This window comes from Micromonospora sp. CA-248212 (assembly GCF_050948405.1).
In the GTDB taxonomy this organism is placed as follows: domain Bacteria; phylum Actinomycetota; class Actinomycetes; order Mycobacteriales; family Micromonosporaceae; genus Micromonospora.
The window spans coordinates 7,139,789-7,165,726 of record NZ_CP192023.1 but is presented as its reverse complement, the minus strand read 5'-3'; the positions used below and the strand labels follow the sequence as shown (position 1 = coordinate 7,165,726).

Here is a 25,938-nt window from a genome sequence, read left to right as displayed (position 1 = left end):
CCCGCCGGCCCGCCCGAAAGAGCGTGATGCCTCTGAGTCATCTTGATGCCTCTGAGGCATCACGCTCAACGTGCCACCTGGCCTCCGCGCCCCCCGGGGCTCAGATCAGGCGGAGTTGGCGGTCCCTGGGGCGGCGGGGTTCCGTTTCGCCGAACCGTTCGAACAGGCCCGGGTCGATCGTGGCGAGGAACGGCGAGGGGGCGCAGTCGCGCTCCGCGCCGTGCCGGGTACGGCGGGCGGCGTGGCTGACGTACAGCCGGTCCTGGGCCCGGGTCAGGCCGACGAAGAAGAGTCGGCGCTCCTCGGCGACCGCGTCCTCGTCGGGCGTCGAGCCGGGCCAGCGCAGCGGCAGCAGCCCGTCCTCGGCGCCGACCAGGAAGACCACCGGGAACTCGAGGCCCTTCGCGGCGTGCAGGGTCAGCAGCGTGACCGCCTCCGCGCGCGGGTCGAGCGCGTCCACCTCGGCGCCGGTGGCCAGCTGCGACAGGAACACCTCCAGGTCGTCGCCGCAGCGGTGGGCCAGCGGGGTCAGCAGGTCCACCGCCGAGCGCACGTCCTCGGGGCGGGCCCCGCTACCCGTGCCGTCCAGGGTGGGCACCGCGAACCGCTCGGCGACCGTCTGGCCGGCCAGCCGCACCCGGGCCGCCAGCGACCCGGCCAACCCGTCGGCGTGCCGCAGCTCGCGGGCGATCGCCGCCACCCCGGGCCGGTCCCGAAGCCGGTCGTGCGAGCGCTTCTGCACGGGGATGTTGGCCCTGGTCAGGGCGTCCACGATCGGAGCGGCCTGCGCGTCGGTGCGGTACAGCACGGCGATGTCGGAGAATGACAGCGTGGTGGACCGGCCGTCGATCCGGCCCGAGTCCAGCGATCGGTGGGACAGCCCGCCGACCAGTTCGTCGACGGTCCGGACCACGAAGTCGGCCTCGTCGGCCACGGACGCCGCCGGGTATCGGCCGACCAGCGGGGCCTCCGGGTCGAGCCGGGCCGGATCCAGTCGCCGGCCCTGGACCAGCGAGGACGGCGCGATGGCCTGCACGGCGGCGGCCAGGATCGGTGCCGACGAGCGGTAGTTCCGGTTGAGCCGGACCAGCCGGGCGTCCGTGAAGTCCTGCGAGAAACGCAGGAAGTAGCCGACGTCGGCGCCCCGGAAGGAGTAGATCGCCTGGTCCGGGTCGCCGATGGCGCAGAGGTTGCCGTCGGCGGAGCTGAGCAACCGCAGCAGCTCGTACTGCACCGCGTCGACGTCCTGGTACTCGTCGACGAAGATCCACCGCCAGCGGTCCCGGTACCGCTCGACCAGCTTGCGGTCCGCGCGCAGCAGCTCCACCGGCAGGGTGACCAGTTCATCCAGGTCGACCAGGTCCTGCTTGCGCAGCCGCGCCGTGTAGCCGGCGGTGTCGTCACCCGCCTCAGACCGGGCCGCCGCCCGCTCGACGTCGTCGGCGATCCGGAAGCCGGCCGGCAGGCCCGCCGCGTCGGCGTTCTCCCGCAGAATGGTCAACCCCAGCGCGTGGAACGTGCCCACGGTGACGTCCTCGGCGACCGGACCGAGCAGCCCGTCCAGGCGGTGCCGCAGCTCCTCGGCCGCACGGCGGGTGAACGTGATCGCCAGGCAGTGCTCGGGGAAGACGTTCAGCTCCGCACAGAGGTACGCGATCCGGTGGGTCAGCGTCCGGGTCTTGCCGGTGCCCGGTCCGGCCACGATGAGCAGCGGTCCGCCGGGAGCGGACGCCGCCACCCGCTGCATCGCGTCCAAACGGTCCAGCAGGCCGGTGCCGACCTCCTCCATACCGGAGAGCATCGGCTCGAACGGTTCGTGCGGTGACGGCGGCGGCGCGATCGGTGGCGCGGGAGGCGGGGCCGGCTTGCGTTTCGACTCCGCCTTGGCCGCCGCCGGGCGCTTCGCCGTCGCGCGAGCCGCCGGCTCCGCCGGACGTCGCTGCGACGGCACCGACACGGGTACGTCGAACAGCGTCTCCTGCGCCGTGCCAGCGCCCGTGCCCAGCTCCGCCGGATCGAACAGCGTGATCACCCCGTACTCGCCGTCGTAACCCGGCACCCGGCGTACGTCGCCCCGCCGCAGCCGACCGATGCCCTCGGCGAGCAGCTCACCGCCGGCCTGCGCGATGTCGGACAGCGGCGTCGTGGTCAGAATTTCCAACTCGGGGCCGAGCGCGGCGAGCAGCTCGTTGAGCCGCCCCTCGACCTTCTTCGACCGGGCGCCCACTTTGTTGATCTCACCAAGGATCTCGGCGAGCGGCACCAGGTGGGTGACGTCCCGGGCGTGCGCCGGGCGGTGCCCGTCGGGTCGGTCGGCCAGCTCCTCGATGCGGCTGAGCACGCCCACGGTGAGCGGCTTGCCGCACTCGGGGCAGAGCCCTCCGGCGGCCCGGGTCCGCTCCGGGGACCAGTTGACGCCGCAGAGCCGGTGCCCGTCCGCGTGGTACTTGCCCTCCTCGGGGAAGAACTCGATGGTGCCGGCCAGGCCGACACCGCTGCGCAGCGCCTCCCGGACGGCGAAGTAGTCCCGCTCGCCGGTCAGCACGGTCGCCTCCCGACCGAGGGCCGGCGGCGAGTGCGCGTCCGAGTTGGAGACGAGCTGGTACCCGTCCAGGCTGCCGACCCGCCAGTTCATCGCCGGGTCGGACGACAGACCGGTCTCCACGGCGAAGATGTGCTCGGCCAGATCGGCGTAGCAGTCGGCGATCGCGTCGAAGCCGGACTTCGAGCCCAGCGCGGAGAACCACGGCGTCCAGATGTGCGCCGGCACGAGATACCCGTCCGGACTGGCTTCCAGCGTGATCTCCAACAGGTCCCGCGAGTCCAGACCGAGGATCGGCCGGCCGTCGGAGCCGAGATTGCCGATCCGCCCCAGAGCGGTGTTGAAGCGGGCCACCGCCTCCAGGTCGGGCAGGTAGACCAGGTGATGCACCTTGCGCGTCCGGTCGTCCCGCTTGTAGATGGTGGAGATCTCCACGCTCAGCATGAAACGGACCGCGTCCGCGTCGGTCGTACCGGCCAGTCGCGGCGGCAGCCGGCGGGCGATGTCGCGCTCCGTCTCCTCGCTGAGCCGGTAGAGCCCAGGCTCGGCCGGGCGCAGCGTCTCCACCAGGTGGTCGTACCAGGCGGGGTGGGTGAAGTCGCCGGTGCCGAGCAGGGCGATGCCCTTGCGCCGCGCCCACCATCCGAGGGTCGGCAGGGTCAGGTCCCGGCTGCACGCGCGCGAGTACTTCGAGTGGATGTGCAGGTCCGCGACGAAGGGCGCAAGGCCACCGGGGGGTACGTCACTGAACGGGGGCACGCCGCATCCTGTCACGCCCGCCACGCGGCCCGCCTTCCGCCACGCGCGGACGTGACCTCCGCTATGCCGAGCGCAACTCCACGAGGCTGATCTGCGGCTCGGCGCCCACCCGCACCGGCGGACCCCAGAAACCGGCGCCGTTGGTCACGTAGACCTTCGTGCCGTCGACCTCGCCGAGCCCGCTCACCACCGGCTGCTGAAGACGGACCGCCAGGTTGAACGGCATCAGCTGCCCGCCGTGCGTGTGCCCGGAAAGTTGCAGGTCGACGCCGTAGCGGGCCGCCTGCTTGGCGGCGAGCGGCTGGTGTGCGAGCAGGACGACCGGGCGGCTCGGGTCGCGGTCGCCGAGGGCGGCCTCGAAGTCCGGGCCGGCGGCCAGGCCGGTGCCCTTGGGGTCCGCGTTCAGGTCGTTGACGCCGGCCAGGTCGAGCACACCGCCCCGGGCCTGGATCTCCTGCCGGCGGTTCTGCAGAACCCGCAGGCCGAGCCGGTCCACCTCCTGGACCCACTCCTCGACCCCCGAGTAGTACTCGTGGTTGCCGGTGACGAAGAAGTTGCCGTACCGGGAGCGCAGGTCACGCAGCGGCGCGGCGGCCGGGCCCAGCTCGGCGACCGAGCCGTCGACCAGGTCGCCGACGACCGCGACCAGGTCCGCGTCGAGGCGGTTGATCGCGGCGACGATCCGTTCGGTGTGTGCCCGGCCGCGCAGCGGGCCGAGGTGGATGTCGGAGACGGTGGCGATACGCAGGCCGTCCATGCTGCGTGGAAGCTTGGCCAGGGGGATCCGCACCCGGTCGAGGCGGGGCGGGCCGAGCGCCGTGCGGACGCCGTACCCCGTGATGCCGGTGGCGGTGAGGCCGGCGAAGATGGCCGCGCCGCGCGCCAGCAGCAGGCGACGGGCCGGGTCGTGGTCCGGTGCCGCGACCGCGCCGGCGGCCGGCGGATCGGCGGGCCCGGCGGCCCCGACCAGCACCGGCTCGGGCGCGGCGGTGGTCGGCTCGGCGACGGTCACCCGGCGGCGTAGCACCAGACGCGCGATGAGCATCGGCACTTCCAGCACGACCAGCGTGACCAGCAGGTAGAACATGACGGCGAGCCACACGTAGCCCGGCCAGGCGAGCCAGTAGAGGCCGGCCTGCGTGCCGACGAGGGTGACCGGTACGAGCACCGCCAGCACTCCGGCGGCGATCCCGCCGACCCGCCGCCAGCGACCCGGCGTCGTCGTGTCCCGGACGAGACGCTTCCACAGGTAGAGGTGAATCAGCCCGGTGACCAGGGCCAGTACGCCCATGAACCCTAGAACCGCCAACATGTGCGCGCCCCCTCAGCCGCCCGCGAACGGGGGTAGGACATCGATCGTGGCCCCGCCCGGCAGGGGTGCCCGACGATCATGGCAGGTGACGCCGTCCACGAGGAAACTGGCCACCCGCAGCACGGCGGCCAGTCGGTCGCCGTGCCGCTGGGACAGCTCGGCCGTCAGGTCGTCGAGAGACCGGCCGGCAGGCGTGACCTCCTCCGAGCGGCCCGCGGCGGCCCGCGCCCCGGCGAAGTAGCGGACGGTCAACGGCCTCGGTTCCACGACTCAACCCCCGATCGCGGACATCGGCCGGGTCGGCTGGAGGAAGGTGGGGTCGTCGATGCCGTGCCCGGCCCGCTTGCCCCACATCGCGGTACGCCACCGCTGCGCCAACTCGTCGTCGGTCGCGTCGTCGCGCAGCGCCGCCCGTAGGTCGGACTCCTCGGTGGCGAACAGGCAGGCGCGCACCTGGCCGTCGGCGGTCAGCCGGGTGCGGTCGCAGTCGCCGCAGAAGGGCCGGGTGACGCTGGCGATCACGCCGACCCGGGCCGGGCCGCCGTCGACCAGCCAGGTCTCGGCGGGCGCCGCGCCGCGCTCGGCCGGGTCGGGGCTGAGGTCGAACTGGGTACGCAGGGAGGCCAGGATCTTCTCGGCGGTGACCATCGTGCTCCGGTCCCAGCCGTGCTGCGCGTCCAGCGGCATCTGCTCGATGATCCGCAGGTGGTAGCCGTGGTCGAGCGCGAAGCGGAGCAGGGCCGGCGCCTCGTCCTCGTTGACCCCACGCATCAGGACTGAGTTGATCTTTACGGGGTCGAGACCCGCGGCCGCCGCCCCGGCGAGCCCCGCCAGCACCGCGTCCAGGCGGGGACGGCGGGTGAGCTGAGCGAACCGGGCCGCGTCCAGGGTGTCCAGCGAGACGTTCACCCGGTCCAGGCCGGCCGTCCGCAGCGCGGGCGCCAGCCGGTCCAGGCCGATGCCGTTCGTGGTGAGCGAGATCCGGGGGCGCGGATCGAGCGCGGCGACCGCGCCCACGATGCCGAGCAGTCCGGGCCGGATCAATGGCTCCCCGCCGGTGAATCGCACCTCGGTCACGCCGAGCTGCTCGACGGCCACCCGGATCAGCCGGACGATCTCCTCGTCGGTGAGCAGCTCCGGGCCGGCCAACCAGGGCAGCCCTTCGGCCGGCATGCAGTACGTGCACCGCAGGTTGCACTTGTCGGTGAGAGAGACGCGCAGGTCCCGCGCGACGCGGCCGTACCGGTCGACGAGGACGCCGTCGGTACGTCGGTCGACACTCACCGGTCGACCGTAGCGCGCTCGACGCCGACCAGGGCGGCTCGGGCGACCCGGACAACCGCATCGCGGTAACCGGCGCCGAAGAGCGCGGTGTGCACGAGCAGCAGATGCAGCTGGTGCAGCGGCACCCGCTCGCGCCAACCGTCGGCCAGCGGCCAGCTCTCCCGGTAGGCGGCAAGGACCCGGTCCAGCTGCGCGACACCACCGAAGAGCGCCAGTTGGGCGAGGTCGGTCTCGCGGTGCCCGCCGTGCGCCGCCGGGTCGACCAGCCAGGCCCGCTCGTCGATGCCCCACAGCACGTTGCCCGGCCACAGGTCGCCGTGGACGCGGGCCGGCGGCTCGTCCCCGCCGAACTCACCGACGTGCCCGATCACCCGTTCGATGAGCGCGGCATCGCTGCTGGTCAGCGCACCGCCGTCGACGGACAGGCGTAGGTAGGGAACGAGTCGCCGCCGCGCGAACCACGTCGACCAGGGGCCGTCGTCGGGGGTGTTGTCCTGAGGAAGCGCACCGATGAAGCCGTCCCACGGCGCGCCGAAGGCAGGCGCGCCGGCCCGGTGCAGGGCGGCCAACTCCCGACCGAAGCGATCGGCGGCCTGCGGCGTCGGCTCGCCGGGCTCCACCCAGTCGAGCGCCAGCAGGTCGGGCAACGCCACGATCACCTCGGGTACGCCGATCGCGTCGGCCTCCCGCAGCCAGCGCAGCCCGGCGGCCTCGGCAGCGAAGAAGCCCTCGGGTGCCGGCCGGTCGGACCCCTCCGGCCAGGACTTCGCGAAGACCGAGTGACCGTCGTCCAGCGTCAGCCGGGCGGCGGCGCAGATGTCGCCTCCGGCGACCGGCGTCTCCCGGAGCCGCTGGTGGGTCCGGAACGTCGGCAGGTGTGCCGGGTGCGCGCGCAGGTACGCCAGGTCCATCAGCGCACGGTAGCGGCTGCCCATGACACCACGGTGTCCTGTGAGCACATCGAATCGCTTCTACCTCTGGGAATACGCTCCGTAGTTGTGGATAAGTCGCGTGTCATCCACAGGGTCTGGAAGGCTCCGCGGCTCGGACGCAGCCTTCCTGCATGACCTCGACCGAACGTCCGAAGCTCTCCGTCCGCTCGCCCGCAGATCTGATCGCCGCCGTGCCGTACCTGCTCGGCTTCCACCCGGCCGACAGCGTGGTCGCGGTGGCGCTGCGCGGTCGACAGATCATCTTCGCCGCCCGCGCCGACCTGCCCGAGCCGGCGACGGATCCGGTCGACCGTGCCCGGCACCTGGCCGGGGTGATCCACCGGCAGGGCGCGGACGCCGCCACCGTGGTGGGCTACGGGTCACCCGAGAGGGTGACCCCGAGCGTGGACGCGGTGCGCGCCGCCCTGACGGCGGCCGGCCTGGAGGTGCTCGACGCGCTGCGGGTGACCGACGGCCGGTGGTGGTCCTACCTGTGCACCGAGGTGGACTGCTGCCCGCCCGAGGGTCGGCGCTACGACCCGCAGGCCAATGCGGTGACCGCGTCGGCCGTGTTCGCCGGTCAGGTCGCCCTCCCCGATCGGGCGGCCCTCGTGGCGCAGGTGTCGCCGGTGGCCGGCCCGGCCCGCGAGGCGCTGCGGGCGGCCACCGTCCGGGCCGAGCGACGGCTAATCGAGCTGATCGAGCAGGCGCCCGCCAGCGACCTGCTGGGCGGGCGGGCCGTACGCTCCGCCGGGGTGACGGCGGTCCGCGACGCGCAACGACGACAGCGGCGCGGTGAGCGGCTCGACGACGACGAGGTGGCCTGGCTCAGCCTGCTCCTCGGGCACCTGCCGGTCCGCGACCACGCCTGGGAACGGACCGACGGCCGCGAGCGGGACATCGACCTCTGGACGGACGTGCTACGCCGGGCCGAGCCGGAGTTGACCGCCGCGCCCGGCGCGCTCCTGGCGTTCGCGGCGTGGCGGGCGGGTCAGGGGGCCCTGGCGGCGGTCGCGCTGGAACGGACGCTGAGCCTGCACCCCGAATACTCGCTGGCCCTGCTCCTGGACGACCTGCTCCGGCGGGGCGTACCCCCCTCCGAACTGGACGGCTGGCCCTCGGTCGGTATGCCCGGCGTGGTCCGCCCCCGCAAGCGACGTCGACGCGGCCGCCGCTGACCCGGGTCAGGTCGGCTGCTCGACGGTGATCCGTTGTGGGCCGGCGTACACGTTCATGGTCCGGCCGCGCAGGAATCCGACGAGCGTCATTCCCGCCTCCTCGGCCAGCTCGACCGCGAGGGTGCTCGGCGCGGACACTGCCGCCAGCAGCGGCAGTCCCGCCATCCAGGCCTTCTGGGTCAACTCGAAGCTCGCCCGGCCGGACACCAGCAGCAGGTGCCCGGTCAACGGCAGGTGCCGTTCCCGCACCGCCCAGCCGATGACCTTGTCGACGGCGTTGTGCCGGCCCACGTCCTCCCGCAGCGCCACCAGCTCACCGGCCGGGGTGAACAGCCCCGCCGCGTGCAGCCCGCCGGTGCGGTCGAAGGCGCGCTGGGCGGCCCGCAGCCGGTCGGGCAGCTCGGCGAGGAGCGTGGCCGGTACGGCGAGCGGGTCCTGGACGACCGGAAACAGCGAGCGGGTACGGACCGCGTCGATGCTGGCCTTGCCGCAGACCCCGCAGGAGCTGGTCGTGTAGAAGTTCCGGGACGGGTCGGTGGTTGGTTCCGGGACGCCGGGGGCCAGCACCACGTCCACCACGTTGTACGTGTTCGGAGTCTCCGCGCCGGAGCAGAGTTGAGCGGTCAGCACGTCGTCGGTGGACCGGATCAACCCCTCGGTCAGCAGGAAGCCGATCGCCAGGTCCAGGTCGTCTCCGGGGGTGCGCATGGTGACGGCGAGCGGCTTGCGTCGGTCCGGACCGGCCGGGCCGACCCGGATCTCCAACGGCTCCTCCACCGAGAGGGTGTCAGGCCGTTTGACGGCTGCGCGTCCGTCGGCCGCGTCCAGGTCGATCCGCAGTACGCGCCGTCGGTCAGTCGCCCGTCCCATCCCGCCATCCTGCACCCCGCCCCGGCCGGCCCGCACGGCCGCCGCCCATCAGGCACCCCGCAGCGCCCGGCGGCCGAGCGCCGGCACGGCTACCGTGACCGGATGGGGACGTACGCCGCCGTGGTGCTCGCGGGTGGGGCCGCCCGCCGGATGGGCGGGGTGGACAAGCCCGCGCTGCCGGTCGGTGGTCGCTCGATGCGCGACCGGGTGCTGGCCGCGGTGGGGGACGCCGCGCCGCGGGTGCTGGTCGGGCCCGCCGACGGCGTGCCGGACGACGTACGGGTGACGCGCGAGGATCCGCCCGGAGGCGGGCCGGTCGCCGCGACGGCGGCCGGGTTGGCGCTGCTCGACCCCGACACGACGCTCGTCGCGCTGCTCGCCGCCGACCTGCCGCTGCTCACCCGCGCCGCGATCGGCGACCTGCTGACCCACCTCGCCGCCGCGGGGAGGCCAGCACCAGCCGCCCCGGCGGACACCCCGGCACTCGCCGCCCCGGCGGACAGCCCGGCACTCGCCGCCCCGGCGGACAGCCCGGCACTCGCCGCCCCGGCGGACAGCCCGGCCGGCCTTCACCCTGAGGCTGTCGACGGGGTGTGCTTCGTCGACGCGGACGGACGGCGGCAGTCGCTCTGCGGAGTGTGGCGGGTCGACGCGCTGCGGGCCGGGCTGCTGCGGCTGGCCGCCGAGCGGGGCGGCAGTCCGGCCGGTGCTTCGATGCGGGCGCTGTTGGCCGGTCTGGCGATCCACGACGTGCCGTGGGCCGGTGCCGGTCCGCCGCCCTGGTTCGACTGCGACACTGACGAGGACGTACGCCGGGCGGAGGAGTGGGTGCAATGACGGTGTTGGACGACTGGGTCACGGCGGCCTGCGCCGAGGTGGGTCTGGACCCGGCCGAGGTGCCGGTTCCGGCGGTGCTGGACCTGGCCCGCGACGTCGCCCACCAGGTGGTGCGACCGGGTGCGCCGGTCAGCGCGTACCTCCTGGGGTTGGCCGTCGGTCGTGGCGCCGATCCGGCGGACGCCGCGGCCCGGCTCAGTGCCCTCGCGGCCGACTGGCCGGTCGGGCTCGACGCCGAACTCGCCGACCCCACCTCCTGACCGCCGCGCCCCGTGCGGGTGTCACGGCGCCGGGTGTCCGATCCCGGTCCGGGCTGATTCGAGCCGAGTGGACCGTGGGTAGGGTGATCGGAACGGACGGAGGCGATCATGACGGCTGACCACCCCTCGGCGTCGGATTCAGAGCCCGGCGGTACACCCGAGCCGGCGGAGTCGATCCTGCTCGACGACCCCAGCACCACCGATCTGCGGGCCAAGGTGACGGAGGCCTGGCGGGAGTTCGCCCGGATGCTCGCCCTGCGGCTACGCGAGCTACCGGCCGGCGCGCACCTCGAACTGACCCTCGATCCCACCGCCTCCGGTACGGGTGACGCCGTCTACTCGATCAGCGTCGACGCGACCGACGACGGCGGTCTCTCCGCTCGGGCGGTCGGTAACGCGGCGCTGCCGCAGGGCTACCGGCTGGACCGTGCCGCCGTGGCGGACATGGTGGCGCTCGGCTGGTCCCCGCCCGGCGTGGTGGCCGGCTCCGGCGGCGCGTTCGGGCTGGACGGCACGGTGGCGGAGGCCAACCGGATCGCCCCGCTGCTGTCCCGGACGCTGCGCGACGTGTACGGCGCACCCCACCCGGCCTTCCTCGTCTACCTGGTGCACGACGCCGACGGCGAGCCACTGGCCGTCGAGCCGTTGGGCACCGCGCGCAGCGAGTTCGGCCCGGACGCCGACGTGGAGGGGGACCTTCAGGAGGCGTTGGCCGAGGCGTCCGCCGACCGGGACGACGTGCTGGACCTGCCGGAGCGCGTCCGTACCGTCGTGTCCACGATGTTGAAGTCCGACGCCGAGCGGTTGCAGATCGACTCGGACGGCGACATCACCATCCGGGCCGGCTCGGCGATGGTCTTCGTGCGGGTGCGGGACAATCCGCCGCTGGTGGACGTCCTCTCCCCGGTCCTCACCGAGGTCGAGCCGACCGAACGGCTCTACGTCAAGCTGTCGGAGCTGACCAACCGCATGCCGATCGGTCGCCTGTACTGCGCCGACGACACGGTCTGGGCCTCCATCCCGGTCTTCGGCCGTAACTTTCAGGCGACCCATCTCATGCTGGCGGTGCAGGTGATGACCGGTCTCGCCGACGAGTTGGACGATCGCCTGCACGGTGAGTTCGGCGGTAAGCGCTTCTTCGGCGAGGGCGACAAGCCGGTCCGGAGTGACGATTCCCAGCACCGCACCGGCATGTACCTCTAGGCCACGTCCAACAGGGTCTTGCCGACCGTCGCGCGCGCCTCGATGGCGGCGTGCGCGTCGGCGGCGCGTTCGAGGGGGAAGCGCTGGCCGACCAGCGGCCGGAGCTGCCCGGCCGCCGCAGCCCCCAGGACCCCGATGGTGTACGCCCGCAGCCGCGCCGGCGGCACGTCCGGCCGGATCAGCGTGATCTGGCGTTCGGCGGCGGCCTCCGGTGTGACGGGGGACCACTCGCCGCTGGCCAGCCCGTAGCTGATCATCCGGCCGCCCGGGGTCAACAGCTCGAACGCCGCCCTGGCCACCGAGCCGCCGACGCCGTCGAACACCACGTCGACCCCGCCCACCGCGTCGCGGACGCCATCGGCCCAGCCCGGCCGTAGGTAGTCGACCGCCACGTCGGCGCCCAGCCCGGGCAGCAGGGCCACCTTGCGCGGTCCGCCGGCCACGCCGATCACGTGTGCGCCGGCCCGCCTCGCGATCTGGACGAGCATGCTCCCCACCCCACCCGCGGCGGCCTCGACCAGCACGCGGTCGCCGGCGCGGACGCCGACCGCCTCGACGAGCATGGTGGCGGTACGCCCGTCGGCGAGCAGCGCCACGGCCGCGTCCAGCGCCAGCCCGGCCGGCACGTCGATGGGCGCGGACGCGTCCACCGCGACCTGTTCGGCGTACCCGCCGGCGCCGCCGGTGGCGGTGACCACCCGTTGCCCGATGCGGGCCGGGTCGACGTCCGACCCGACGGCGGTGATGACGCCGCCGACGCCGTTGCCGGGGATCAGCGGCGGGGCGTACCGGTTCGGCCCGGGACGCCCCGAGCGCTGCTGCGTCTCGACGAAGGTGACGTTCGCGTGCGCGACGTCGATCAACACCTGGCCGGGGCCGGGCGTCGGATCCGGCGCCGGGCCGGGCGTCAGCACCTCGGGACCGCCGAACTCACGTAGCCAGATCGCCCGCATCACTTCCCCCTCGTGTCGTGCCATGCCGCCACGAGTCCAACACCTGAACCAGACTTGAGGTCAAGCCGCGCATTGCGGGCCGAGCCGGGCGGCGGACGGTCAGGCGCCGGTGGACGGCCCGACGCCGGGGGATTCGACCAGCCGGGACAGCACGATGGTGCTGCGGGTGGACGTCACGAACGACTCGGCGCGCAGCCGCTCGAGGGCCGCCTCAAGGTGGGCGATGTCGGCGGCACGCAGGTGCACCAGCGCGTCCGCCTCGCCGGAGACGGTGTACGCGCCGACCACCTCGGGGTGTCGGCGGGCGGCCACGCCGATCTGCGCCGGGGTGGTCCGGCCGGCGCAGAACAGCTCGACGAACGCCTCGGTGGTCCAGCCGACGGCGGCCGGGTCGACGACGGCCGTGAATCCCCGGATGACGCCGGTGGCGCGCAGTCGGTCGACCCGGCGCTTGACTGCCGGGGCGGAGAGTGACACCCGGGTGCCGATGTCGGCGTACGACGCGCGGGCGTCGGCGACAAGCAACGCAATGATCCGCTGGTCAACGGCGTCTATCTGCAACGTTCCGCCTCTGGGAAGCAATGGTTGTGGCTGTTACCAAAGTTCAACGATACCTACTCTTGGTGACCGTGAACCAGCAGCGAGTCCCGCGAAAGCGGACATATCTCATGTGCTCGCCCGAGCATTTCGCGGTCGAGTACGCGATCAATCCGTGGATGGACGTGACCACCCCGGTCGACCGGGAACTGGCCGTCAAGCAGTGGGACCGGCTGCGCGACACGCTCGTCGGTCTCGGCCACGAGGTGCACCTGCTCACGCCGGAGCCGGGGCTGCCCGACATGGTGTTCGCCGCCAACGGCGCCTTCGTGGTCGACGGCAGCGTCTACGGCGCGCGGTTCAAGCACGAGCAGCGGACCGCCGAGGCCGCCGCGCACCACGCGTTCTACGAGCAGCAGGGTTGGCGTTTCCTCGCCCCGAACGAGACCAACGAGGGCGAGGGCGACTTCGCGTACGTGCCGGAGGCGCACGGCGGACTCATCCTGGCCGGGCACGGCTTCCGTACCGAGATTCCGGCACACGCCGAGGCGCAGGAGGCGCTGGGTCGGCCGGTGGTGTCGTTGCGGCTGGTCGACCCGCGCTTCTACCACCTGGACGTGGCGCTCGCCGCCCTCGACGACGCGAACATCGTCTACTTCCCCGGCGCGTTCTCCGCGGCCAGTCAGCGCGTCCTCACGCAGCTCTTCCCGGACGCGGTGATCGCCGACGACGAGGACGCGTTGTCCTTCGGGCTCAACCTGGTCAGCGACGGCGCGAACGTGGTGCTCAACAGCGAGGCCACCCGACTGGCGGGCAAGCTCAAGGCCGCCGGTTACACGCCGGTGCCGGTCGACTTGGCCGAGCTGAAGAAGGGCGGCGGCAGCGTGAAGTGCTGCATCGCCGAACTGCGGCACTGACCCGAACAGCGCCGAGTACGGCAGGGGCCGGCCTCCCCACGGGAGGCCGGCCCCTGCTTCGTCCCGACAGGCTCTAGCCCAGCGTGGCCAGCTCGTTGATCAGCACGTTCGACATGACCTGACCGTCCTGCTGGACCTCCCGCAGGTACCACTTCTGCTGCGGGGTACGCGGCTGGTTGAACTGCCAGATGCCGCGCGGGCTGTCGATCTGGCCGATCTTGCCCAGCGCCAGGTTGACCTGCTGCGGGGTGGGCGTTCCGCCGGTCAGCTGGATGGCCTGGTCGAGCACCTGGGCCGCGTCGTACGACGCCATCGCGTAGGTCGTCGGCGTGCTCTGGTGCTTCTTGCGGTACGCCGAGGCGAAGACCCGGTTCGACGTGTTGTTGAGGTCGGCCGAGTAGTTCAGGGCGGTCTGGATGCCCAGCGCGTCCCGGCCCAGGCTATCCAGCACGGCGCCCTCGGTGAGGAAGCCGGGGGCGTACACGGGCCCGGAGAACTGGTCGCGGAGCTGCTTGATGAACTCGACGGCGGCCGCACCCGCGAAGAAGCAGAACACAGCGGTCGGGTTCTTGCGCAGCGCCTTCTCGATGTCCGCCACGTAGGTGGTCTTGCTCGGGTTCGGGGTGGGGCTGGTGTTGGTCACCGGGTCGGCGATGCGCGGGTCGGTGGGGCCGAACTCCTGCTTGAAGCCCCGCACGACGTCCGGGCTGCCCACGTTCTCCGGCACGATGATCGCGATCCGGCCGTTCGCCGGGAGCTGGTCGCGCAGGTAGCGGCCGAGTGCCCGCCCGGCCTCGTCCAGCACGTACGAGGTACGCCAGATGTAGACGACGCTCTGCAGGCTGCTCGGTGAGGCGTTCGACCCGATGAGCGGGATTCGGGCGTCCTCGATGGTGTCGCGGATACCCACCATCACCGACGAGTTGACCACGCCGGTGAGCGCCAGCACGTTCTGCTTGAGGAGCTGGTCGACGGCGGCCTTGCCGGTCTTGGCGGTCTCGCCCTCGTCGGCGGTGAGCAGCTCGACCGGATGCCCGCCCAGTTGCTGGTTGTGCAGGTCGAGGAAGAGCTGGAAGCCGTTGGTGATGTCGTCACCGATGGACTTGAAGCCGCCGCCCTTCGGTGCGATCAGACCAATCTTGATCGGGCTCTTGGTGGGGGTCGGCTGAGCCTCGGTGTCGGAGCCGCACGCGGTGGCGAATCCGGTCGTACCGAGCGCGGCCAGGAGTTGGAGCGCCCGCCTGCGATTCATCTGCGACACCGAGTTCCTTCCCAGGAGCGTTGCAGGGCGAACAGCGCCCCTCCGGCGTTCTACCTGCTCGGCGACGCTGCGTCAATGGCTAGTGATCATCGTGCAGGGACCGCAATGCATCGAGCACTCGGGGCCAGGCCGAGGACTCCGGATCGATCAGCCCGAAATGCTCGCATTCGGGCAGCTCGACAAGGGAAATATCGGATCCCACGGTACGAGCTGCCACCACGAAGTCCCGGCTCATCGAGACCGGCACCTGTTCGTCCAGTGAGCCGTGCATCACTACCGTGCGTGTTGGCATCGGTACCAATGATCGTGGATCGGCTGCCGCGTACCGGTCCGGCGCATCCCCCGGACCGCCGCCGAGCAGCGCGGCGACCGCACCGGAGTCCAGGTCCAGCCGGTACGCCTCGGCGAGATCGGCCACCGGGGCCAGGGCCAGCACCCCACCCACCGTCGACGGCGCGGTGGCCGCCGCGTACAACGCCAGGTGGCCACCGGCGGAATGACCGATCAGGATCGGCGGGGCCCCGCTCACCCGACCGGGCAGCGCCGGCGCGACCAGCGCCGGCAGCGCCGCGATCCCGGCGAGGGCGTCCGTCAACGTGCCCGGCCAGCCACCACTCGGTTGCCCGGTACGTCGGTACTCCAGTTGCGCCACCGGGTACCCGTCGGCCGCGAGCGCGGCGGCCAGCGGTCCGGTGTGCCGCCGGTCGTACTCGGCCCGCCAGAAGCCCCCGTGCACCACGACGACCAGCGGCCGGGCCGGCCCGGAACCGGCTGGGCGGCGAAGGTCGGCGACCTGGTCGGGGTGGTCGCCGTACGCCACCGTCCGGTCCGGCGCGGGCGCCGGCCGGGTCAGCACGGCGCGTGGGTCGGCAGACATGGCGCGACGGTAGCGCGCCCCGCCCGGGTGGTTCGGTCCAGGGGAGTCGGTCCCGGGCGGCGTGGGCCGGACCTCCTGGGTAAAAATGGACCCCATGACCGCTGAGCAGAACGACCAGCCCGGCCCCGACGACTCCGGCCACTCCGGCACCGTGGTGGTGGTCGGTCCGGACGGGCGGCCGATCGGCACCGTGCAGACCGAGGAGGGTCAGGGTGAGGATCCGACCCGCCTGGTCGAGCAGCCGGCCAAGGTGATGCGGATCGGCAGCATGATCAAGCAGCTGCTGGAGGAGGTCAAGGCCGCTCCGCTGGACGACGCCAGCCGGCACCGGATGCGGGAGATCCACGAACGCTCGATCGTCGAGCTGAAGGAAGGTCTCGCGCCCGAGCTGCGCGACGAGTTGGAGCGGATCTCGCTGCCCTTCACCGAGGACAAGGCGCCCAGCGAGAGCGAGCTGCGCATCGCGCACGCCCAGCTCGTCGGCTGGTTGGAGGGCCTGTTCCACGGCATCCAGGCCGCCCTGGTCGCCCAGCAGATGGCCGCCCGGGTTCAGCTTGAGCAGATGCGCGGCGGCCGGCAGGCGCTGCCCAGCGGCCCCGGTGGGGTCGTCCCGGGCATGCCGGGCATCGGCCAGCCCGGCGGCGGTGAGGGTCACAACACCGGCCAGTACCTCTGACCGGTCACTGGACCCCGAACACCTTCTCCAGGTACGCGGCCACGCCGTCGTCGGAGTTCGAGCCGGTCACCTCGTCGGCGACCGCGAGGACGGCGGGGTGCGCGTTGGCCACCGCCACGCCGCGCCCCGCCCAGCTCAGCATCGGTACGTCGTTCGGCATGTCGCCGAAGGCGACCACGTCCGCCGCGGCCACGCCGAGCCGGTCGCAGTACCAGTCGAGCCCGGCCGCCTTGGTCACCCCGGCCGCGGAGATCTCCACCAGCCCCGAGGACGACGAGTGCGTCGCCTCGGCCAGCCCTTGCAGCGCCCTGGCGATCAGCGCCGCGAACGCGTCCGGGTCCTGCTCGCCGGCCCGGGCGAGGAGCTTCACCGCCGGCACGGAGAGCAACTCCTCCGGCGTCTCGATCGGCCGGATGGCGTCGGCGTCGGCATCCCAGCGCAGCGGGTAGTCCGCCTCGTGACGCATCTCCCGGCTGTCCAGGATCTCCACGGCGAAGCTGATGCCGGGCACCTCGGCGCGCAGCCGCCGGGCCACCTCCACCAGATGCTGTGGCGCGAGCGGGTCGGCCCGTAACACCTCGTCGTTGACCGGGTCGTAGACCACGGCGCCGTTGGCGCAGACCGCCGGCAGAGGCTCGGTCAGCTGGTCGTACACCATCTTGAGCCAGCGGACCGGGCGGCCGGTGACCAGCACGACCGGCGTGCCTCGCGCGGAGATCCGCGCGAGCACGTCGGCGGTGTGCGGGCTGACCGTGTGGTCGTCGCGGATCAGCGTGCCGTCGATGTCCGTGGCTACCAGCCGGGGTGTCTCTCCCATCATCGGGAGAGTAGTCGGTCCAGATACACCGCCACTCCGTCGTCATCATTGCGCAGGGTCACCTCGTCGGCGGCCGCGCGGACGTCGGGGTGAGCGTTGGCGACCGCCACCCGCGACCAGCCGGCCCACTCGAACATCGGCAGGTCGTTGGGCATGTCGCCGAAGACCAGCACGTCGGCCGGGTCGACCCCGAGCGTCTGCGCCACGACGGTCAGCCCGGTCGCCTTGTCCACCCCGGGCGGGCAGATCTCGATGAAACCGAGCCCGGCCTGGGTGAGCGTGGCGACCTGCGGCTCGACGATCCGGCGGGCCACCGCCAGCAGTTCGTCCACGTGGTGGTCGGCGGTTCTGGCGAACGCCTTGAGCACGTCGCAGGAGAGGCACTCGTCGCGGGTGCGCGCCTCGAACCGGTCCTGGTAGGGCCAGCTCGGGTGGTAGTCACCCCAGAGCGGGGCGTCGTGCTCGTCGGACGCCTCGACCATCACGGTCAGCGGGCCGACCTCGGCCTCCAGGTCGGCGAGCAACCGGGCCAGCACCTCGGCGGGCAGGCGCTCGTCGCGGAGCACCACCGGGCCGGCCGGGTCGCTCTGGTCGACCACACGTCCGCCGCCGGCCATCACCAGGAAGTCGGCGGCGCGGATGTCGTTGCGGGTCAGCTCGGTCAGGCGAGGGCCGCGTCCGGTCGCGCCGACCACCGGAATACCGGCGGCCCGCACCCGGTCGAGCACCCCGTGGGTGTACGCGGAGACGGTGTCGTCGCTGCGGACGAGGGTTCCGTCGAGGTCGGTCGCGATCAGCTTGGGCAGTCCCGGGCGGGTCATCGTTCCTCCTTCGCCCACCGCCGTCGCAGCCAGCCGTGCGGTCCTGGTCGAGACCCGGCGTGACGGCGGGCAGCAACCGTACCTCGCCGAAAGGGTCGCAACCATGGCTTCCCGGCGAATCGGGCACCAACGCGCGGCACCCGCCAGGTGTCCAACCCCGCCCGCGCCTCTCGCGCCCCGTTCCCGCGCCCGCGCCTCTCGCCCCGCCCTCGCCTCGCCGATCTTGCACTTTCGGTTGCTGATTTGTCGACTTATGCGCCTTATGTGAGGACAGAAATCGCAAGATCGGCGCGGGCGCGGGCGCGGGCGCGGGGCGCGGGGACGGGGCGCGGGGGTGGGGGTGGGGTTAGGTGGGGTTTTCGGGGCGGGCGAAGGGGGTGGCCGGTTCCACCGTCAGATCGGCGGGGGCGGGTAGGCCGTCGTCGAGTGGCCCCGGGTCCGGGCGGCGACGCCAGGAGCGCATCGCGGGTACGTCGGCGGCCGGGGCATCGTCGTCAGCCGGCCCGGCGGACGCGTCGGCCGGTACGGCCCCGGCCAGTCGCAGGGCGGCGGCGAAGAGGACGCACGCGACGAACGCCAGCACGAGACCGCGGCCGTACTCGACCCGGAACTCTTCCTCGGGCGAGTAGAGAAGGGCCCGCTCCCCGGTGTCGTGGAGCGTCGCGGTAGCGGCGACCAGCAACGCCAGGAGCGCGCCGGCCAGCGTGAGCCCGACCAGCCGCGCGTTCGCACGGACCGCCGCCGTGCCCCCCAGCGCCAGGGCCACGGCGCAGGCCAGGCCGAGCAGGCCGGCGAGATAGGCGACCCCGAAGCCGCCGATCTCGGACACGCTGGCCCGCACCTCGATCGTGTTGGGCCCCTCGGCCCCGCCGCTCGGCACGGTCGTCAGCAGCCACTCGCCGATCATCGACGCGATCCCGGCGACCGCGCCGAGGCCGGCCAGCAGCAGCGGCAGACGAGGGTCACGGGTCAGGCCGACCAGGGGATTACCGAACCGGCGTGTCCGCGCGGGCTCGTCGGCGCCCCACTCGATCACAGCCGGCGCGTCGGGCGAGTCTCCCTGCCGCGGAACGGGCAGATCCTCGGGCATCGGCCATCCCTCCGCCGGTCACGGGCCTGCGTCGAATCATGGCACAGCCCTCGGTCGCGGCGCTGCCGTCGACACCGCGCGCCCGCCCACGTCCGCCGCGCCGCCGATCACGGTGACGGGAATCGCAGGGCGGTCCTCGGTGCCGGCCGGTCGCCCGCAGGTCAGGTATCCGCTAGCGTTCTCAACATGCCTATCCGTACCGCTTCCGCACAATGGCAGGGCAATCTCACCGAGGGTTCCGGCACCGTCCGCACCGGTAAGGGCGGCCTGTCCGGCAACTACTCCTTCAAGTCGCGCTTCGAGGAGGGCGAGGGCACCAACCCCGAGGAGCTGATCGCCGCCGCGCACGCGGGCTGCTTCTCGATGGCGTTCTCGAAGGCCCTCGCCGACGCCGGCACCACGCCCACCTCGGTCGAGACCACCGCCAAGGTCCACCTGGACAAGACCGACGCCGGGTTCAGCGTGACCCGGATCGACCTCGAGACCGTCGGCCAGGTGCCCGGGGTCGACGAGGCGGAGTTCCAGAAGCTCGCCGAGGCCGCCAAGGCCAACTGCCCGATCTCCCGCCTGCTCTCGCCGGGTGCCGAGATCACCCTCACCGCCCGCCTGGCCGCCTGACCCGGCGACCCGCACACACGTGGACCACGGCCCGGGTCGCCGAGCGCGACCCGGCCGATCGGTCCCGCGTCGGGCAGAATGAACGTCGTGCCGGTGGAGATGACCCGCGAGCGCTTCGAGGAGCTGGTCGCTGACGCGCTCGACGAGGTGCCCGAAGGGCTTCTCGGCCTGATGAACAACGTGGTGATCCTCGTCGAGGACGACCCACCGCCGGGTGAGTCCGACCTGCTCGGCCTCTACGAGGGGCACGCGCTCACCAACCGGGGCTGGGACTACTCCGGCGTACTGCCGGACCGGATCTTCATCTACCGCCACCCGATCCTGCGGATCTGCGACAACGACGAGGACGTCGTCGACGAGGTGGCGGTGACAGTGGTGCACGAGATCGCCCACCACTTCGGCATCGACGACGAGCGGCTGCACGCCCTGGGCTGGGGCTGACGCGCGAGCCCACCGTCCGCGCGCCGCTGAACCGATCGCCTCCGGTTGCCGTGGTCACCTACGGTCGATGCAGCGACCGCGACCATTTCAGGAGGAACCTTTCATGCGCAGCGAGCTGTTCTCGTCCGAGAATCTGGAGAAGGAGTCGGCGCAGGCGGGCATGCGTCTGCAGAACTCCAAGATGTTGAAGATCGAGCTCAACGGCGAGGCGATGGCCCGGGTCGGCTCGATGGTCGCCTACCAGGGCAACGTGCAGTTCCAGGCGCTGGGCTCGGGCGGCCTCGGCAAGTTCCTCAAGCAGAAGCTCACCGGCGAGGGCGTCCCCCTGATGAAGGTCACCGGCCAGGGTGACGTCTTCCTCGCCGAGCTGGCCAAGGACGTCCACATCATCGACCTGGAGCCGGGCGACGCGCTCTCCATCAACGGTTCCAGCGTGCTCGCCTTCGACTCGACCCTGCAGTACGACATCAGGATGGTCGGCGGCGCCGGCATGGCCTCCTCGTCCGGGCTGTTCAACTGCGTGTTCAGCGGGTACGGCCGGATCGCCATCACGACCAAGGGCACTCCCGTGGTGCTCAACGTGGACGCCCCGACGTACGTCGACCCGCAGGCGGCCGTCTGCTGGTCGGCCAACCTCCAGACCGGCTACCACCGAGCCGAGCAGCTCGGTCTCGGCACGCTGCTCGGTCGACGCACCGGCGAGTCGTTCACCATGAGCTTCGCCGGTCAGGGCTTCGTCGTGGTGCAGCCGTCCGAGGAGCCGCCCGTCATGGGCAGTGGTCAGCAGCAGCAGGAGGGTGGCCTGCTCGGCGGTCTGCTGAGCTGAGCGCCGATCCGGGTGGGGCGCGCTCCGGAGCACCCCACCCCCAGGGCCTCGGCGCTCGGCCCGGTCAGCTCATCTCGCCGGTGCGCAGCCGGGCCAGCCAGGCCGCCGCGTCGGCGTAGTCGACGTCCGACAGGCCGGCCGGCGCGGGCACCCGCCGCTCGCCGGCCTCGACCCAACGGTGTCGGGGATAGGACCCGAGGAAACGGACCTCCGCGCACACCCGGCGCAGCCCCTGCAACGCCTCACCCAGGCGTACGTCGGCCACGTGCCCGGTGCAGTCGAGGAAGAAGACGTACCGGCCCAGCGCCTCACCGGTCGGGCGGGACTCGATCCGGGTCAGGTTCACCCCGCGTACGGCCAGCTCGACCAGCACCGACAGCAGCGCGCCCACCCGGTCGTGAGCGATGTAGACGGCCAGTGAGGTGAGGTCGTCGCCACTCGGCGGTGGGGGTGGCCCGGGACGGGAGACCAGCACGAACCGGGTCACCGCGTCGGGGTGGTCGGCGATCTTCTCGGCGAGCAGCGTGAGCCGGTGCCGGGCCGCCCCGATGGGCGCGCAGATCGCCGCGTCGTACTCGCCGGACCCGGCGCCGGCCGCCGCCGCGCCGTTGGAGAGGACATCGACGACCGTCGCATCGGGCAGGTGGTCACGCAGCCAGCCGCGGCACTGGGTGGACGCCTGCGGGTGTGCCGCGATGGAGCGGACCGTCGACAGCGCGGTGCCTGTACGCGCGGCGAGCACGAACTCCACCGGCAGGACCACCTCGCGGGTGATCACCAGCGGCGCACCCTCGACGATCTCGTCGAGGGTGACGCCGACCGCCCCGCCGATCGAGTTCTCCAGCGGTACGAGCGCCGCGTCGGCCTCTGCGGCCCGGATGCTGTCGAGCGCCTCCCCGACGCTGCGAGCCGGCGTACGGGAGCCGTGTTCGGCTGCCGGGATGGTGCGCAGGGCCTGCTCGGCGAAGGTGCCCTCGGGGCCGAGGTACACGTAGCGCGTAGGCGGTGTTCCGGGCATGCCGCCCAGACTACGCACCCGGTCCGACCGCTGGAGATGGATCGCAGGCGAGCGTACGGATTCCGGCCGGCCCGGTGGCCCGGACCTCGATGGTGCACACGTCGGTGCCGGCCGTGACCAGTTGCAGAGCCGTCGGCCCGCCCTGGGTGACGACCTGAAGCTCCTCGTGCCCGGTCACCTCCAGCACGGTGTACTGCCAGTCCCCGGCGCACAACGGGCCGGTGCGGACCCGGACCCGGACGTTGTCCGGGAGCACCGAGGCCCGTCCCTGCAGCAACTGCACCACCCGCTGCCCGGTCGGCCCGTTCCGGCAGGTCGTCGCCACCAGGCCGGGCTCCGGAGTGGCCGCGTGGGTGGCGGGCGGCGGTGCGGTCGGCGCGGTCGAGGGCGTGCCGGTCGCGACGCCGGTCGGGCCCGACGGCCTGGGGCTGCCGGCCCCGGTGGGCACGCCGGTCGGGTCACGCAGTTCCGGAGGTGCTCCGCAGCCGGTCAGCGCTCCGATGGTGAGGAGCGCCAGCAGCGCCGCCCACGCGGGCGCGGTGGGGGCAGACGGGTGGCGGGGTGGGCTGAACGGCACGGGCCGGTCCTCGGGACATCGGGATACGTCGCGGCCGGGTGGCCGAGCCCATCGTAGGGCGAGCGGTCGGCCGGGTGAAGCTCAGCCGAGGACGCGGTGTCCGGCGCGCTCCAACGCGGTTGTGCCCTCGGTCAGTCGGACGGCCGGCAGCAGCACGTAGTCGGTGTCGAAGGTGGAGAAGGTGACCACGCTGACCCGGGCCGCGGCGAGTGGGTCCACGAGCGCCGCGAGCGTGCCGGTGCCGTCCATGCCCGCCGGACCGGCGACGCGAAGGCAGCGCCAGATGGTCTCCACCACGGCCTCGTCGGGCAACCGATCGGCCGGGCAGATCACCGAGATCCCGTCGGCGGTCCAGCTCACCGTGACCACGTCGGCGCGACCCAGCCCGCTCGACAACTCGTCCGGCAGGGCGGTGCCGCCACCGAGCCGGCACACGGCGTACTCCCCCGGCAGCAGAGTGATATCGAGCATGAGGGCACCCTACGGCGTGGAACCGAGCCCATCTGGGCATCGCCGCGTGCGGCGAACACCACATCGCGCCGCAGGTCAGACCTCGGAGAAGAAGGTGAGCGAGCCCGCGACGGCGCCGTCGGAGAGCACCGGCGTGGAGATCGCGTCGACCGTCGCGTCAGGCCCCCCGCCGGAGGCGGCCTGCACCCGCAGCAGGCCCCGGGCGAGCCGGCCGGAGGAGAGCGCCAGCAGGGGCGGAATCTTGTCGATCTCGGCCTCGGTCAGCTCGCCCCGGTTCGCGGTGAAGTCGAGCAGGCGAAGGCCGCCGTCGAGCAGTGGACGCCCGATCAGGCCGGCGGGCTCGCCCAGGCAGAGCAGCGCGCAGCCGGCGGTGGAGATGGCCACCACCCGGGTGTCGGCGTCGATCAGCAGGCAGGGCTCGTCCGCCCGCCCGACGGTCGAGGACCACTGGCCGACATTGTCGAACTCAGACTCTGTCGAGGCTCGGGCCGAGGGCACGAACACTTCTGAGAGCGAGAGTTCGACGTGGGCCACCGCGCCTCCTATGTACAACGACGGACTGTCCACGCTAGCCGGTCAACGACGGATTCACCGAGCGAGCCGGGTCACCGCGCCGCAGCGGAGAACTCCCGGGCGGCCGGCGACGGCGCGGGAGCCGGTGGGTAGGTGGGGGACCGGGGCCGCGTGGCGTCGCCGGTGACGTTACCGGCGGTGGGCCGCCTTGTCAGCGGCCGTTCGGCCCTCCTCGTACCACCGGTAGTCGGCCGATGGACGGTACGTGCCGTTCAGCCAGGTGCTCGGGTGCTGTGCCACCCGTGCCAGCTTCTCGGCCGTGGTCGGGCTGATCCGGTTGCCACCGGCCACGAGAAGCCGGTCCAGCTCCCGGTGGGTGGCCATCAGGCAGTCCTTCGGGAGGCCGTAGACGCTGATCACGCCGGAACCCACGAAGGTCAGCACGGGCGTCACCGGGATGGTCAGCCCCACCGCGTCGGAGAGGGCCTTGCTGGCCCGCTTGGCGTCCCGGCGGGCCTCGGTCACGTACGGGGGCCGCTTCCCGTTGATCTGTACGACGTCCCCGGCGACGAGCACCCGGGCCCGGCCGTGGTCGGCGATGGTCACCGCGAACAGGCCGCTCGGCCCGATGGCGAGGAAACCGGCGCGGTCGTCCTGCGCGCGGTCGAGCAGGACGTCCGCCACGTCGGTGCGGGGCCACTCGATGACGTGCCAGGACGGCCCGAGGTGGTCGAGTTGACCGAGTGCCCGCGCGCCGGCCGCCTCCAGCCGACGGGCGCCTCGCTCGGCACGGCGGCGTCGGGCCCACTCGAGCGGTGTGGGGCGGATCGGTTCGAGAGCCCCCGGCGCCTCGACGCGGGGGTGGGGAACCGCGATGGGCGGCAGTGCCCGTGCGGTCGGTACGGCTCGTCGTGCGGGAAAGACAGTCATCGCGACCTCCGGCAAAAGGTCCCTCGAAGTTATGTCCTCACTACCCTACGTTGCCACTGTGGGTGTTCGGCAAGCCGGAACGCCGGAGTGACTGTGGATGAATGCCATATTCATCCACAGTTCTTTTCTCGGATGCCGCCAAACCCTGCCCTACGCTGCGGGAGTGACCCACTACGTCGACAGTGAAGTCGGCCGGCTCGGCACCGTCCTGCTGCACCGGCCCGGCCCGGAGCTGGCCCGGCTCACCCCGCGCAACAACGACTCGCTCCTGTTCGACGCGATCCCCTGGGTCGGCCGCGCGCAGGAGGAGCACGACGCCTTCGCGGCGGCGCTGCGCGAGCGCGGGGTCGAGGTGCTCTACCTGGCCACCCTGCTGGCCGAGGCGCTGGCCGTCGCGGACGCCCGCGCCGAACTGACCGAGCAGGTGCTGCGCTCGCGCCGCCTCGGCGACACGCTCCGCGCCCGGGTCGCCGACCACCTCGCCTACCTGGACCCGGCCGCGCTGGCCGACGTGCTGACCGCCGGGCTGGCCCACGAGGAGCTGCGGATCAGCTCGGAGCGGCCGGGCGGGCTCGTCTACACCCTGATGGACCGGCACGACTTCGTCATCGACCCGCTGCCCAACCTGCTCTTCACCCGGGACTCGTCGCTGTGGATCGGCGACCGGGTCGGCGTCACCAGCCTCGCCATGCCGGCCCGCCGCCGGGAGACCACCCTGACCGACGCCATCTACCGGCACCACCCCCGGTTCGCCGGCACCGAGTTCGTCTACCGCCCCGACCTGGAACACCTGGAGGGCGGGGACGTGCTGCTGCTCGCACCCGGCGTGCTGGCGGTCGGCGTGGGTGAGCGGACCACCCCGGCGGGCGCGGAACGCCTCGGCCGGCAGGTCTTCGCCGCCGGCCTGGCCCACACCATCCTGGTGGTGCCGATCGCCCAGAAACGCGCCACGATGCACCTGGACACCGTCTGCACGATGGTCGACGTCGACGCCGTCCTGATGTATCCGAACATCGCCAGCACGCTCTCGGCGTACACCGTCATCGCCGGCGCGGACGGCGAGGACCCACGGGTGGACGGCCCGGCGCCCTTCCTGCGAGCCGCCGCCGACGCGATGGACCTGGACCAGCTGCGGGTCATCGACACCGGCCTGGACCCGGTGACCGCGGAACGCGAACAGTGGGACGACGGCAACAACACCCTCGCCCTCGCGCCCCGGCTGTGCGTCGGTTATGAGCGCAACACGGAGACCAACGCGCAGTTGGAGCGGGCCGGCATCGAGATCATCCCGATCGCCGGTTCAGAGTTGGGCTCCGGCCGGGGCGGCCCGCGCTGCATGTCCTGCCCGATCGTCCGCGCCCCCCTGAAGGAAGGGCCCCCTGCTAACGCCTAGTGCATAGCAAGGGGCCCTTCCTAAC

At 72.6% G+C, this 25,938-nt stretch carries 28 protein-coding genes; 10 read left to right on the top strand and 18 right to left on the bottom strand.

The genetic code is table 11. The annotated features are described in order from the left end of the window. Nucleotides 1–100: 100 nt before the first annotated feature. From ACQP03_RS33790 to ACQP03_RS33770, 5 genes are all read right to left on the bottom strand, one after another. Entirely contained in the window at nt 101–3,301 is a 3,201-nt protein-coding gene (locus ACQP03_RS33790; protein ID WP_357131419.1) for a UvrD-helicase domain-containing protein, read from the bottom strand. A gap of 61 nt (nt 3,302–3,362) precedes the next feature. After that, nucleotides 3,363–4,613, bottom strand: a complete 1,251-nt coding sequence (locus tag ACQP03_RS33785; protein WP_357392275.1) for a metallophosphoesterase — start codon at nt 4,611–4,613, stop codon at nt 3,363–3,365. Between the two features lie 12 nt (nt 4,614–4,625). After that, nucleotides 4,626–4,880: a MoaD/ThiS family protein gene (locus ACQP03_RS33780; protein ID WP_355048625.1), complete on the bottom strand. Its 255-nt coding sequence runs from the start codon at nt 4,878–4,880 to the stop codon at nt 4,626–4,628. 3 nt (nt 4,881–4,883) lie between these two features. After that, the gene (moaA, locus tag ACQP03_RS33775) at nt 4,884–5,897 is read right to left on the bottom strand and encodes a GTP 3',8-cyclase MoaA (RefSeq protein ID WP_357392279.1); all 1,014 of its coding nucleotides are present in this window, start codon (nt 5,895–5,897) and stop codon (nt 4,884–4,886) included. Further along, nucleotides 5,894–6,808 carry a fructosamine kinase family protein gene (locus ACQP03_RS33770; protein ID WP_357131812.1) on the bottom strand — a complete coding sequence of 305 codons (915 nt, stop codon included), beginning with the start codon at nt 6,806–6,808 and terminating at the stop codon, nt 5,894–5,896. Before ACQP03_RS33770 ends, moaA begins: the two co-directional genes overlap by 4 nt. Before the next feature lie 152 nt (nt 6,809–6,960). On the opposite strand from ACQP03_RS33770, the gene ACQP03_RS33765 reads away from it, so the two are divergent. After that, entirely contained in the window at nt 6,961–8,007 is a 1,047-nt protein-coding gene (locus ACQP03_RS33765) for a DUF4192 domain-containing protein (protein ID WP_357392282.1), read from the top strand. 6 nt (nt 8,008–8,013) lie between these two features. Here ACQP03_RS33765 and fdhD read toward each other — a convergent pair whose 3' ends face one another. Next, the gene (fdhD, locus tag ACQP03_RS33760; protein ID WP_357131432.1) at nt 8,014–8,877 is read right to left on the bottom strand and encodes a formate dehydrogenase accessory sulfurtransferase FdhD; all 864 of its coding nucleotides are present in this window, start codon (nt 8,875–8,877) and stop codon (nt 8,014–8,016) included. 102 nt (nt 8,878–8,979) lie between these two features. On the opposite strand from fdhD, the gene mobA reads away from it, so the two are divergent. From mobA to ACQP03_RS33745, 3 genes are all read left to right on the top strand, one after another. After that, on the top strand, nt 8,980–9,714 hold the full coding sequence (gene mobA, locus ACQP03_RS33755) for a molybdenum cofactor guanylyltransferase (RefSeq protein ID WP_433459725.1): 735 nt from the start codon (nt 8,980–8,982) through the stop codon (nt 9,712–9,714). Then, nucleotides 9,711–9,974, top strand: a complete 264-nt coding sequence (locus ACQP03_RS33750; RefSeq protein ID WP_357131438.1) for a DUF6457 domain-containing protein — start codon at nt 9,711–9,713, stop codon at nt 9,972–9,974. Before mobA ends, ACQP03_RS33750 begins: the two co-directional genes overlap by 4 nt. 108 nt (nt 9,975–10,082) lie before the next feature. Continuing rightward, nucleotides 10,083–11,177 (top strand): T3SS (YopN, CesT) and YbjN peptide-binding chaperone 1, encoded by a 1,095-nt coding sequence (locus ACQP03_RS33745; RefSeq protein ID WP_357171774.1) that lies wholly within the window; start codon nt 10,083–10,085, stop codon nt 11,175–11,177. On the opposite strand, the gene ACQP03_RS33740 is transcribed toward ACQP03_RS33745, so the two are convergent. Next, nucleotides 11,174–12,130: a zinc-binding dehydrogenase gene (locus tag ACQP03_RS33740; protein ID WP_433459723.1), complete on the bottom strand. Its 957-nt coding sequence runs from the start codon at nt 12,128–12,130 to the stop codon at nt 11,174–11,176. The genes ACQP03_RS33745 and ACQP03_RS33740 overlap by 4 nt on opposite strands. A gap of 99 nt (nt 12,131–12,229) precedes the next feature. Continuing rightward, on the bottom strand, nt 12,230–12,691 hold the full coding sequence (locus ACQP03_RS33735; RefSeq protein WP_354814963.1) for an Lrp/AsnC family transcriptional regulator: 462 nt from the start codon (nt 12,689–12,691) through the stop codon (nt 12,230–12,232). A 107-nt stretch (nt 12,692–12,798) separates the two neighbouring features. Between ACQP03_RS33735 and ddaH the strand changes: the two genes are divergently transcribed. Next, nucleotides 12,799–13,584 (top strand): dimethylargininase, encoded by a 786-nt coding sequence (gene ddaH / locus ACQP03_RS33730; RefSeq protein WP_433461243.1) that lies wholly within the window; start codon nt 12,799–12,801, stop codon nt 13,582–13,584. 73 nt (nt 13,585–13,657) lie between these two features. On the opposite strand, the gene ACQP03_RS33725 is transcribed toward ddaH, so the two are convergent. Beyond that, entirely contained in the window at nt 13,658–14,845 is a 1,188-nt protein-coding gene (locus ACQP03_RS33725; RefSeq protein ID WP_357131451.1) for an ABC transporter substrate-binding protein, read from the bottom strand. 79 nt (nt 14,846–14,924) lie between these two features. After that, nucleotides 14,925–15,722: an alpha/beta hydrolase family protein gene (locus ACQP03_RS33720; RefSeq protein WP_357171776.1), complete on the bottom strand. Its 798-nt coding sequence runs from the start codon at nt 15,720–15,722 to the stop codon at nt 14,925–14,927. Nucleotides 15,723–15,807: 85 nt separating this feature from the next. Between ACQP03_RS33720 and ACQP03_RS33715 the strand changes: the two genes are divergently transcribed. Next, entirely contained in the window at nt 15,808–16,398 is a 591-nt protein-coding gene (locus ACQP03_RS33715) for a bacterial proteasome activator family protein (RefSeq protein ID WP_357131456.1), read from the top strand. A gap of 4 nt (nt 16,399–16,402) precedes the next feature. Here the strand turns inward: ACQP03_RS33715 and ACQP03_RS33710 are convergent, their stop codons facing one another. The 3 genes from ACQP03_RS33710 to ACQP03_RS33700 form a co-directional block, all read right to left on the bottom strand. Continuing rightward, on the bottom strand, nt 16,403–17,215 hold the full coding sequence (locus tag ACQP03_RS33710; RefSeq protein ID WP_357131459.1) for a Cof-type HAD-IIB family hydrolase: 813 nt from the start codon (nt 17,213–17,215) through the stop codon (nt 16,403–16,405). Next, nucleotides 17,215–18,036: an HAD family hydrolase gene (locus ACQP03_RS33705; RefSeq protein ID WP_355048642.1), complete on the bottom strand. Its 822-nt coding sequence runs from the start codon at nt 18,034–18,036 to the stop codon at nt 17,215–17,217. Before ACQP03_RS33705 ends, ACQP03_RS33710 begins: the two co-directional genes overlap by 1 nt. 346 nt (nt 18,037–18,382) lie before the next feature. Continuing rightward, nucleotides 18,383–19,126: a hypothetical protein gene (locus tag ACQP03_RS33700; protein ID WP_357171777.1), complete on the bottom strand. Its 744-nt coding sequence runs from the start codon at nt 19,124–19,126 to the stop codon at nt 18,383–18,385. A 186-nt stretch (nt 19,127–19,312) separates the two neighbouring features. Here ACQP03_RS33700 and ACQP03_RS33695 point away from each other — a divergent pair, with 186 nt between their 5' ends. From ACQP03_RS33695 to ACQP03_RS33685, 3 genes are all read left to right on the top strand, one after another. Next, nucleotides 19,313–19,744, top strand: coding sequence for an OsmC family protein (locus tag ACQP03_RS33695; RefSeq protein ID WP_355048644.1), 432 nt, complete (start codon nt 19,313–19,315; stop codon nt 19,742–19,744). 93 nt (nt 19,745–19,837) lie between these two features. Beyond that, entirely contained in the window at nt 19,838–20,185 is a 348-nt protein-coding gene (locus tag ACQP03_RS33690) for a metallopeptidase family protein (protein ID WP_357131815.1), read from the top strand. A 103-nt stretch (nt 20,186–20,288) separates the two neighbouring features. After that, nucleotides 20,289–21,011, top strand: coding sequence for an AIM24 family protein (locus ACQP03_RS33685; protein ID WP_357131467.1), 723 nt, complete (start codon nt 20,289–20,291; stop codon nt 21,009–21,011). 64 nt (nt 21,012–21,075) lie between these two features. On the opposite strand, the gene pheA is transcribed toward ACQP03_RS33685, so the two are convergent. The 5 genes from pheA to ACQP03_RS33660 all read right to left on the bottom strand — a co-directional run bounded on the left by pheA (nt 21,076) and on the right by ACQP03_RS33660 (nt 24,520). Further along, nucleotides 21,076–22,029, bottom strand: coding sequence for a prephenate dehydratase (gene pheA, locus ACQP03_RS33680; protein WP_357131471.1), 954 nt, complete (start codon nt 22,027–22,029; stop codon nt 21,076–21,078). A gap of 10 nt (nt 22,030–22,039) precedes the next feature. Continuing rightward, the gene (locus tag ACQP03_RS33675; RefSeq protein WP_357171778.1) at nt 22,040–22,606 is read right to left on the bottom strand and encodes a hypothetical protein; all 567 of its coding nucleotides are present in this window, start codon (nt 22,604–22,606) and stop codon (nt 22,040–22,042) included. An 81-nt stretch (nt 22,607–22,687) separates the two neighbouring features. Beyond that, the gene (locus ACQP03_RS33670) at nt 22,688–23,077 is read right to left on the bottom strand and encodes an ACT domain-containing protein (RefSeq protein WP_357131477.1); all 390 of its coding nucleotides are present in this window, start codon (nt 23,075–23,077) and stop codon (nt 22,688–22,690) included. A 75-nt stretch (nt 23,078–23,152) separates the two neighbouring features. Further along, nucleotides 23,153–23,611 (bottom strand): hypothetical protein, encoded by a 459-nt coding sequence (locus ACQP03_RS33665; RefSeq protein ID WP_357131480.1) that lies wholly within the window; start codon nt 23,609–23,611, stop codon nt 23,153–23,155. Nucleotides 23,612–23,779: 168 nt separating this feature from the next. Next, on the bottom strand, nt 23,780–24,520 hold the full coding sequence (locus tag ACQP03_RS33660) for a hypothetical protein (RefSeq protein WP_357131483.1): 741 nt from the start codon (nt 24,518–24,520) through the stop codon (nt 23,780–23,782). A gap of 163 nt (nt 24,521–24,683) precedes the next feature. Here ACQP03_RS33660 and ACQP03_RS33655 point away from each other — a divergent pair, with 163 nt between their 5' ends. Beyond that, nucleotides 24,684–25,913 (top strand): arginine deiminase, encoded by a 1,230-nt coding sequence (locus ACQP03_RS33655; RefSeq protein WP_357131487.1) that lies wholly within the window; start codon nt 24,684–24,686, stop codon nt 25,911–25,913. The last annotated feature ends 25 nt before the right edge of the window (nt 25,914–25,938 follow it).

What these genes read in the sequence shown, in the direction of transcription:
- ACQP03_RS33785 (WP_357392275.1), bottom strand. Translation starts at nt 4,613, where the DNA reads ATGTTGGCGGTTCTAGGGTTCATGGGCGTACTGGCCCTGGTCACCGGG.
- ACQP03_RS33770 (WP_357131812.1), bottom strand. Translation starts at nt 6,808, where the DNA reads ATGGACCTGGCGTACCTGCGCGCGCACCCGGCACACCTGCCGACGTTC.
- ACQP03_RS33765 (WP_357392282.1), top strand. Translation starts at nt 6,961, where the DNA reads ATGACCTCGACCGAACGTCCGAAGCTCTCCGTCCGCTCGCCCGCAGAT.
- fdhD (WP_357131432.1), bottom strand. Translation starts at nt 8,877, where the DNA reads ATGGGACGGGCGACTGACCGACGGCGCGTACTGCGGATCGACCTGGAC.
- mobA (WP_433459725.1), top strand. Translation starts at nt 8,980, where the DNA reads ATGGGGACGTACGCCGCCGTGGTGCTCGCGGGTGGGGCCGCCCGCCGG.
- ACQP03_RS33750 (WP_357131438.1), top strand. Translation starts at nt 9,711, where the DNA reads ATGACGGTGTTGGACGACTGGGTCACGGCGGCCTGCGCCGAGGTGGGT.
- ACQP03_RS33745 (WP_357171774.1), top strand. Translation starts at nt 10,083, where the DNA reads ATGACGGCTGACCACCCCTCGGCGTCGGATTCAGAGCCCGGCGGTACA.
- ACQP03_RS33740 (WP_433459723.1), bottom strand. Translation starts at nt 12,130, where the DNA reads ATGCGGGCGATCTGGCTACGTGAGTTCGGCGGTCCCGAGGTGCTGACG.
- ddaH (WP_433461243.1), top strand. Translation starts at nt 12,799, where the DNA reads ATGTGCTCGCCCGAGCATTTCGCGGTCGAGTACGCGATCAATCCGTGG.
- ACQP03_RS33720 (WP_357171776.1), bottom strand. Translation starts at nt 15,722, where the DNA reads ATGTCTGCCGACCCACGCGCCGTGCTGACCCGGCCGGCGCCCGCGCCG.
- ACQP03_RS33715 (WP_357131456.1), top strand. Translation starts at nt 15,808, where the DNA reads ATGGACCCCATGACCGCTGAGCAGAACGACCAGCCCGGCCCCGACGAC.
- ACQP03_RS33710 (WP_357131459.1), bottom strand. Translation starts at nt 17,215, where the DNA reads ATGGGAGAGACACCCCGGCTGGTAGCCACGGACATCGACGGCACGCTG.
- ACQP03_RS33705 (WP_355048642.1), bottom strand. Translation starts at nt 18,036, where the DNA reads ATGACCCGCCCGGGACTGCCCAAGCTGATCGCGACCGACCTCGACGGA.
- ACQP03_RS33700 (WP_357171777.1), bottom strand. Translation starts at nt 19,126, where the DNA reads ATGCCCGAGGATCTGCCCGTTCCGCGGCAGGGAGACTCGCCCGACGCG.
- ACQP03_RS33695 (WP_355048644.1), top strand. Translation starts at nt 19,313, where the DNA reads ATGCCTATCCGTACCGCTTCCGCACAATGGCAGGGCAATCTCACCGAG.
- ACQP03_RS33685 (WP_357131467.1), top strand. Translation starts at nt 20,289, where the DNA reads ATGCGCAGCGAGCTGTTCTCGTCCGAGAATCTGGAGAAGGAGTCGGCG.
- pheA (WP_357131471.1), bottom strand. Translation starts at nt 22,029, where the DNA reads ATGCCCGGAACACCGCCTACGCGCTACGTGTACCTCGGCCCCGAGGGC.
- ACQP03_RS33670 (WP_357131477.1), bottom strand. Translation starts at nt 23,077, where the DNA reads ATGCTCGATATCACTCTGCTGCCGGGGGAGTACGCCGTGTGCCGGCTC.
- ACQP03_RS33660 (WP_357131483.1), bottom strand. Translation starts at nt 24,520, where the DNA reads ATGACTGTCTTTCCCGCACGACGAGCCGTACCGACCGCACGGGCACTG.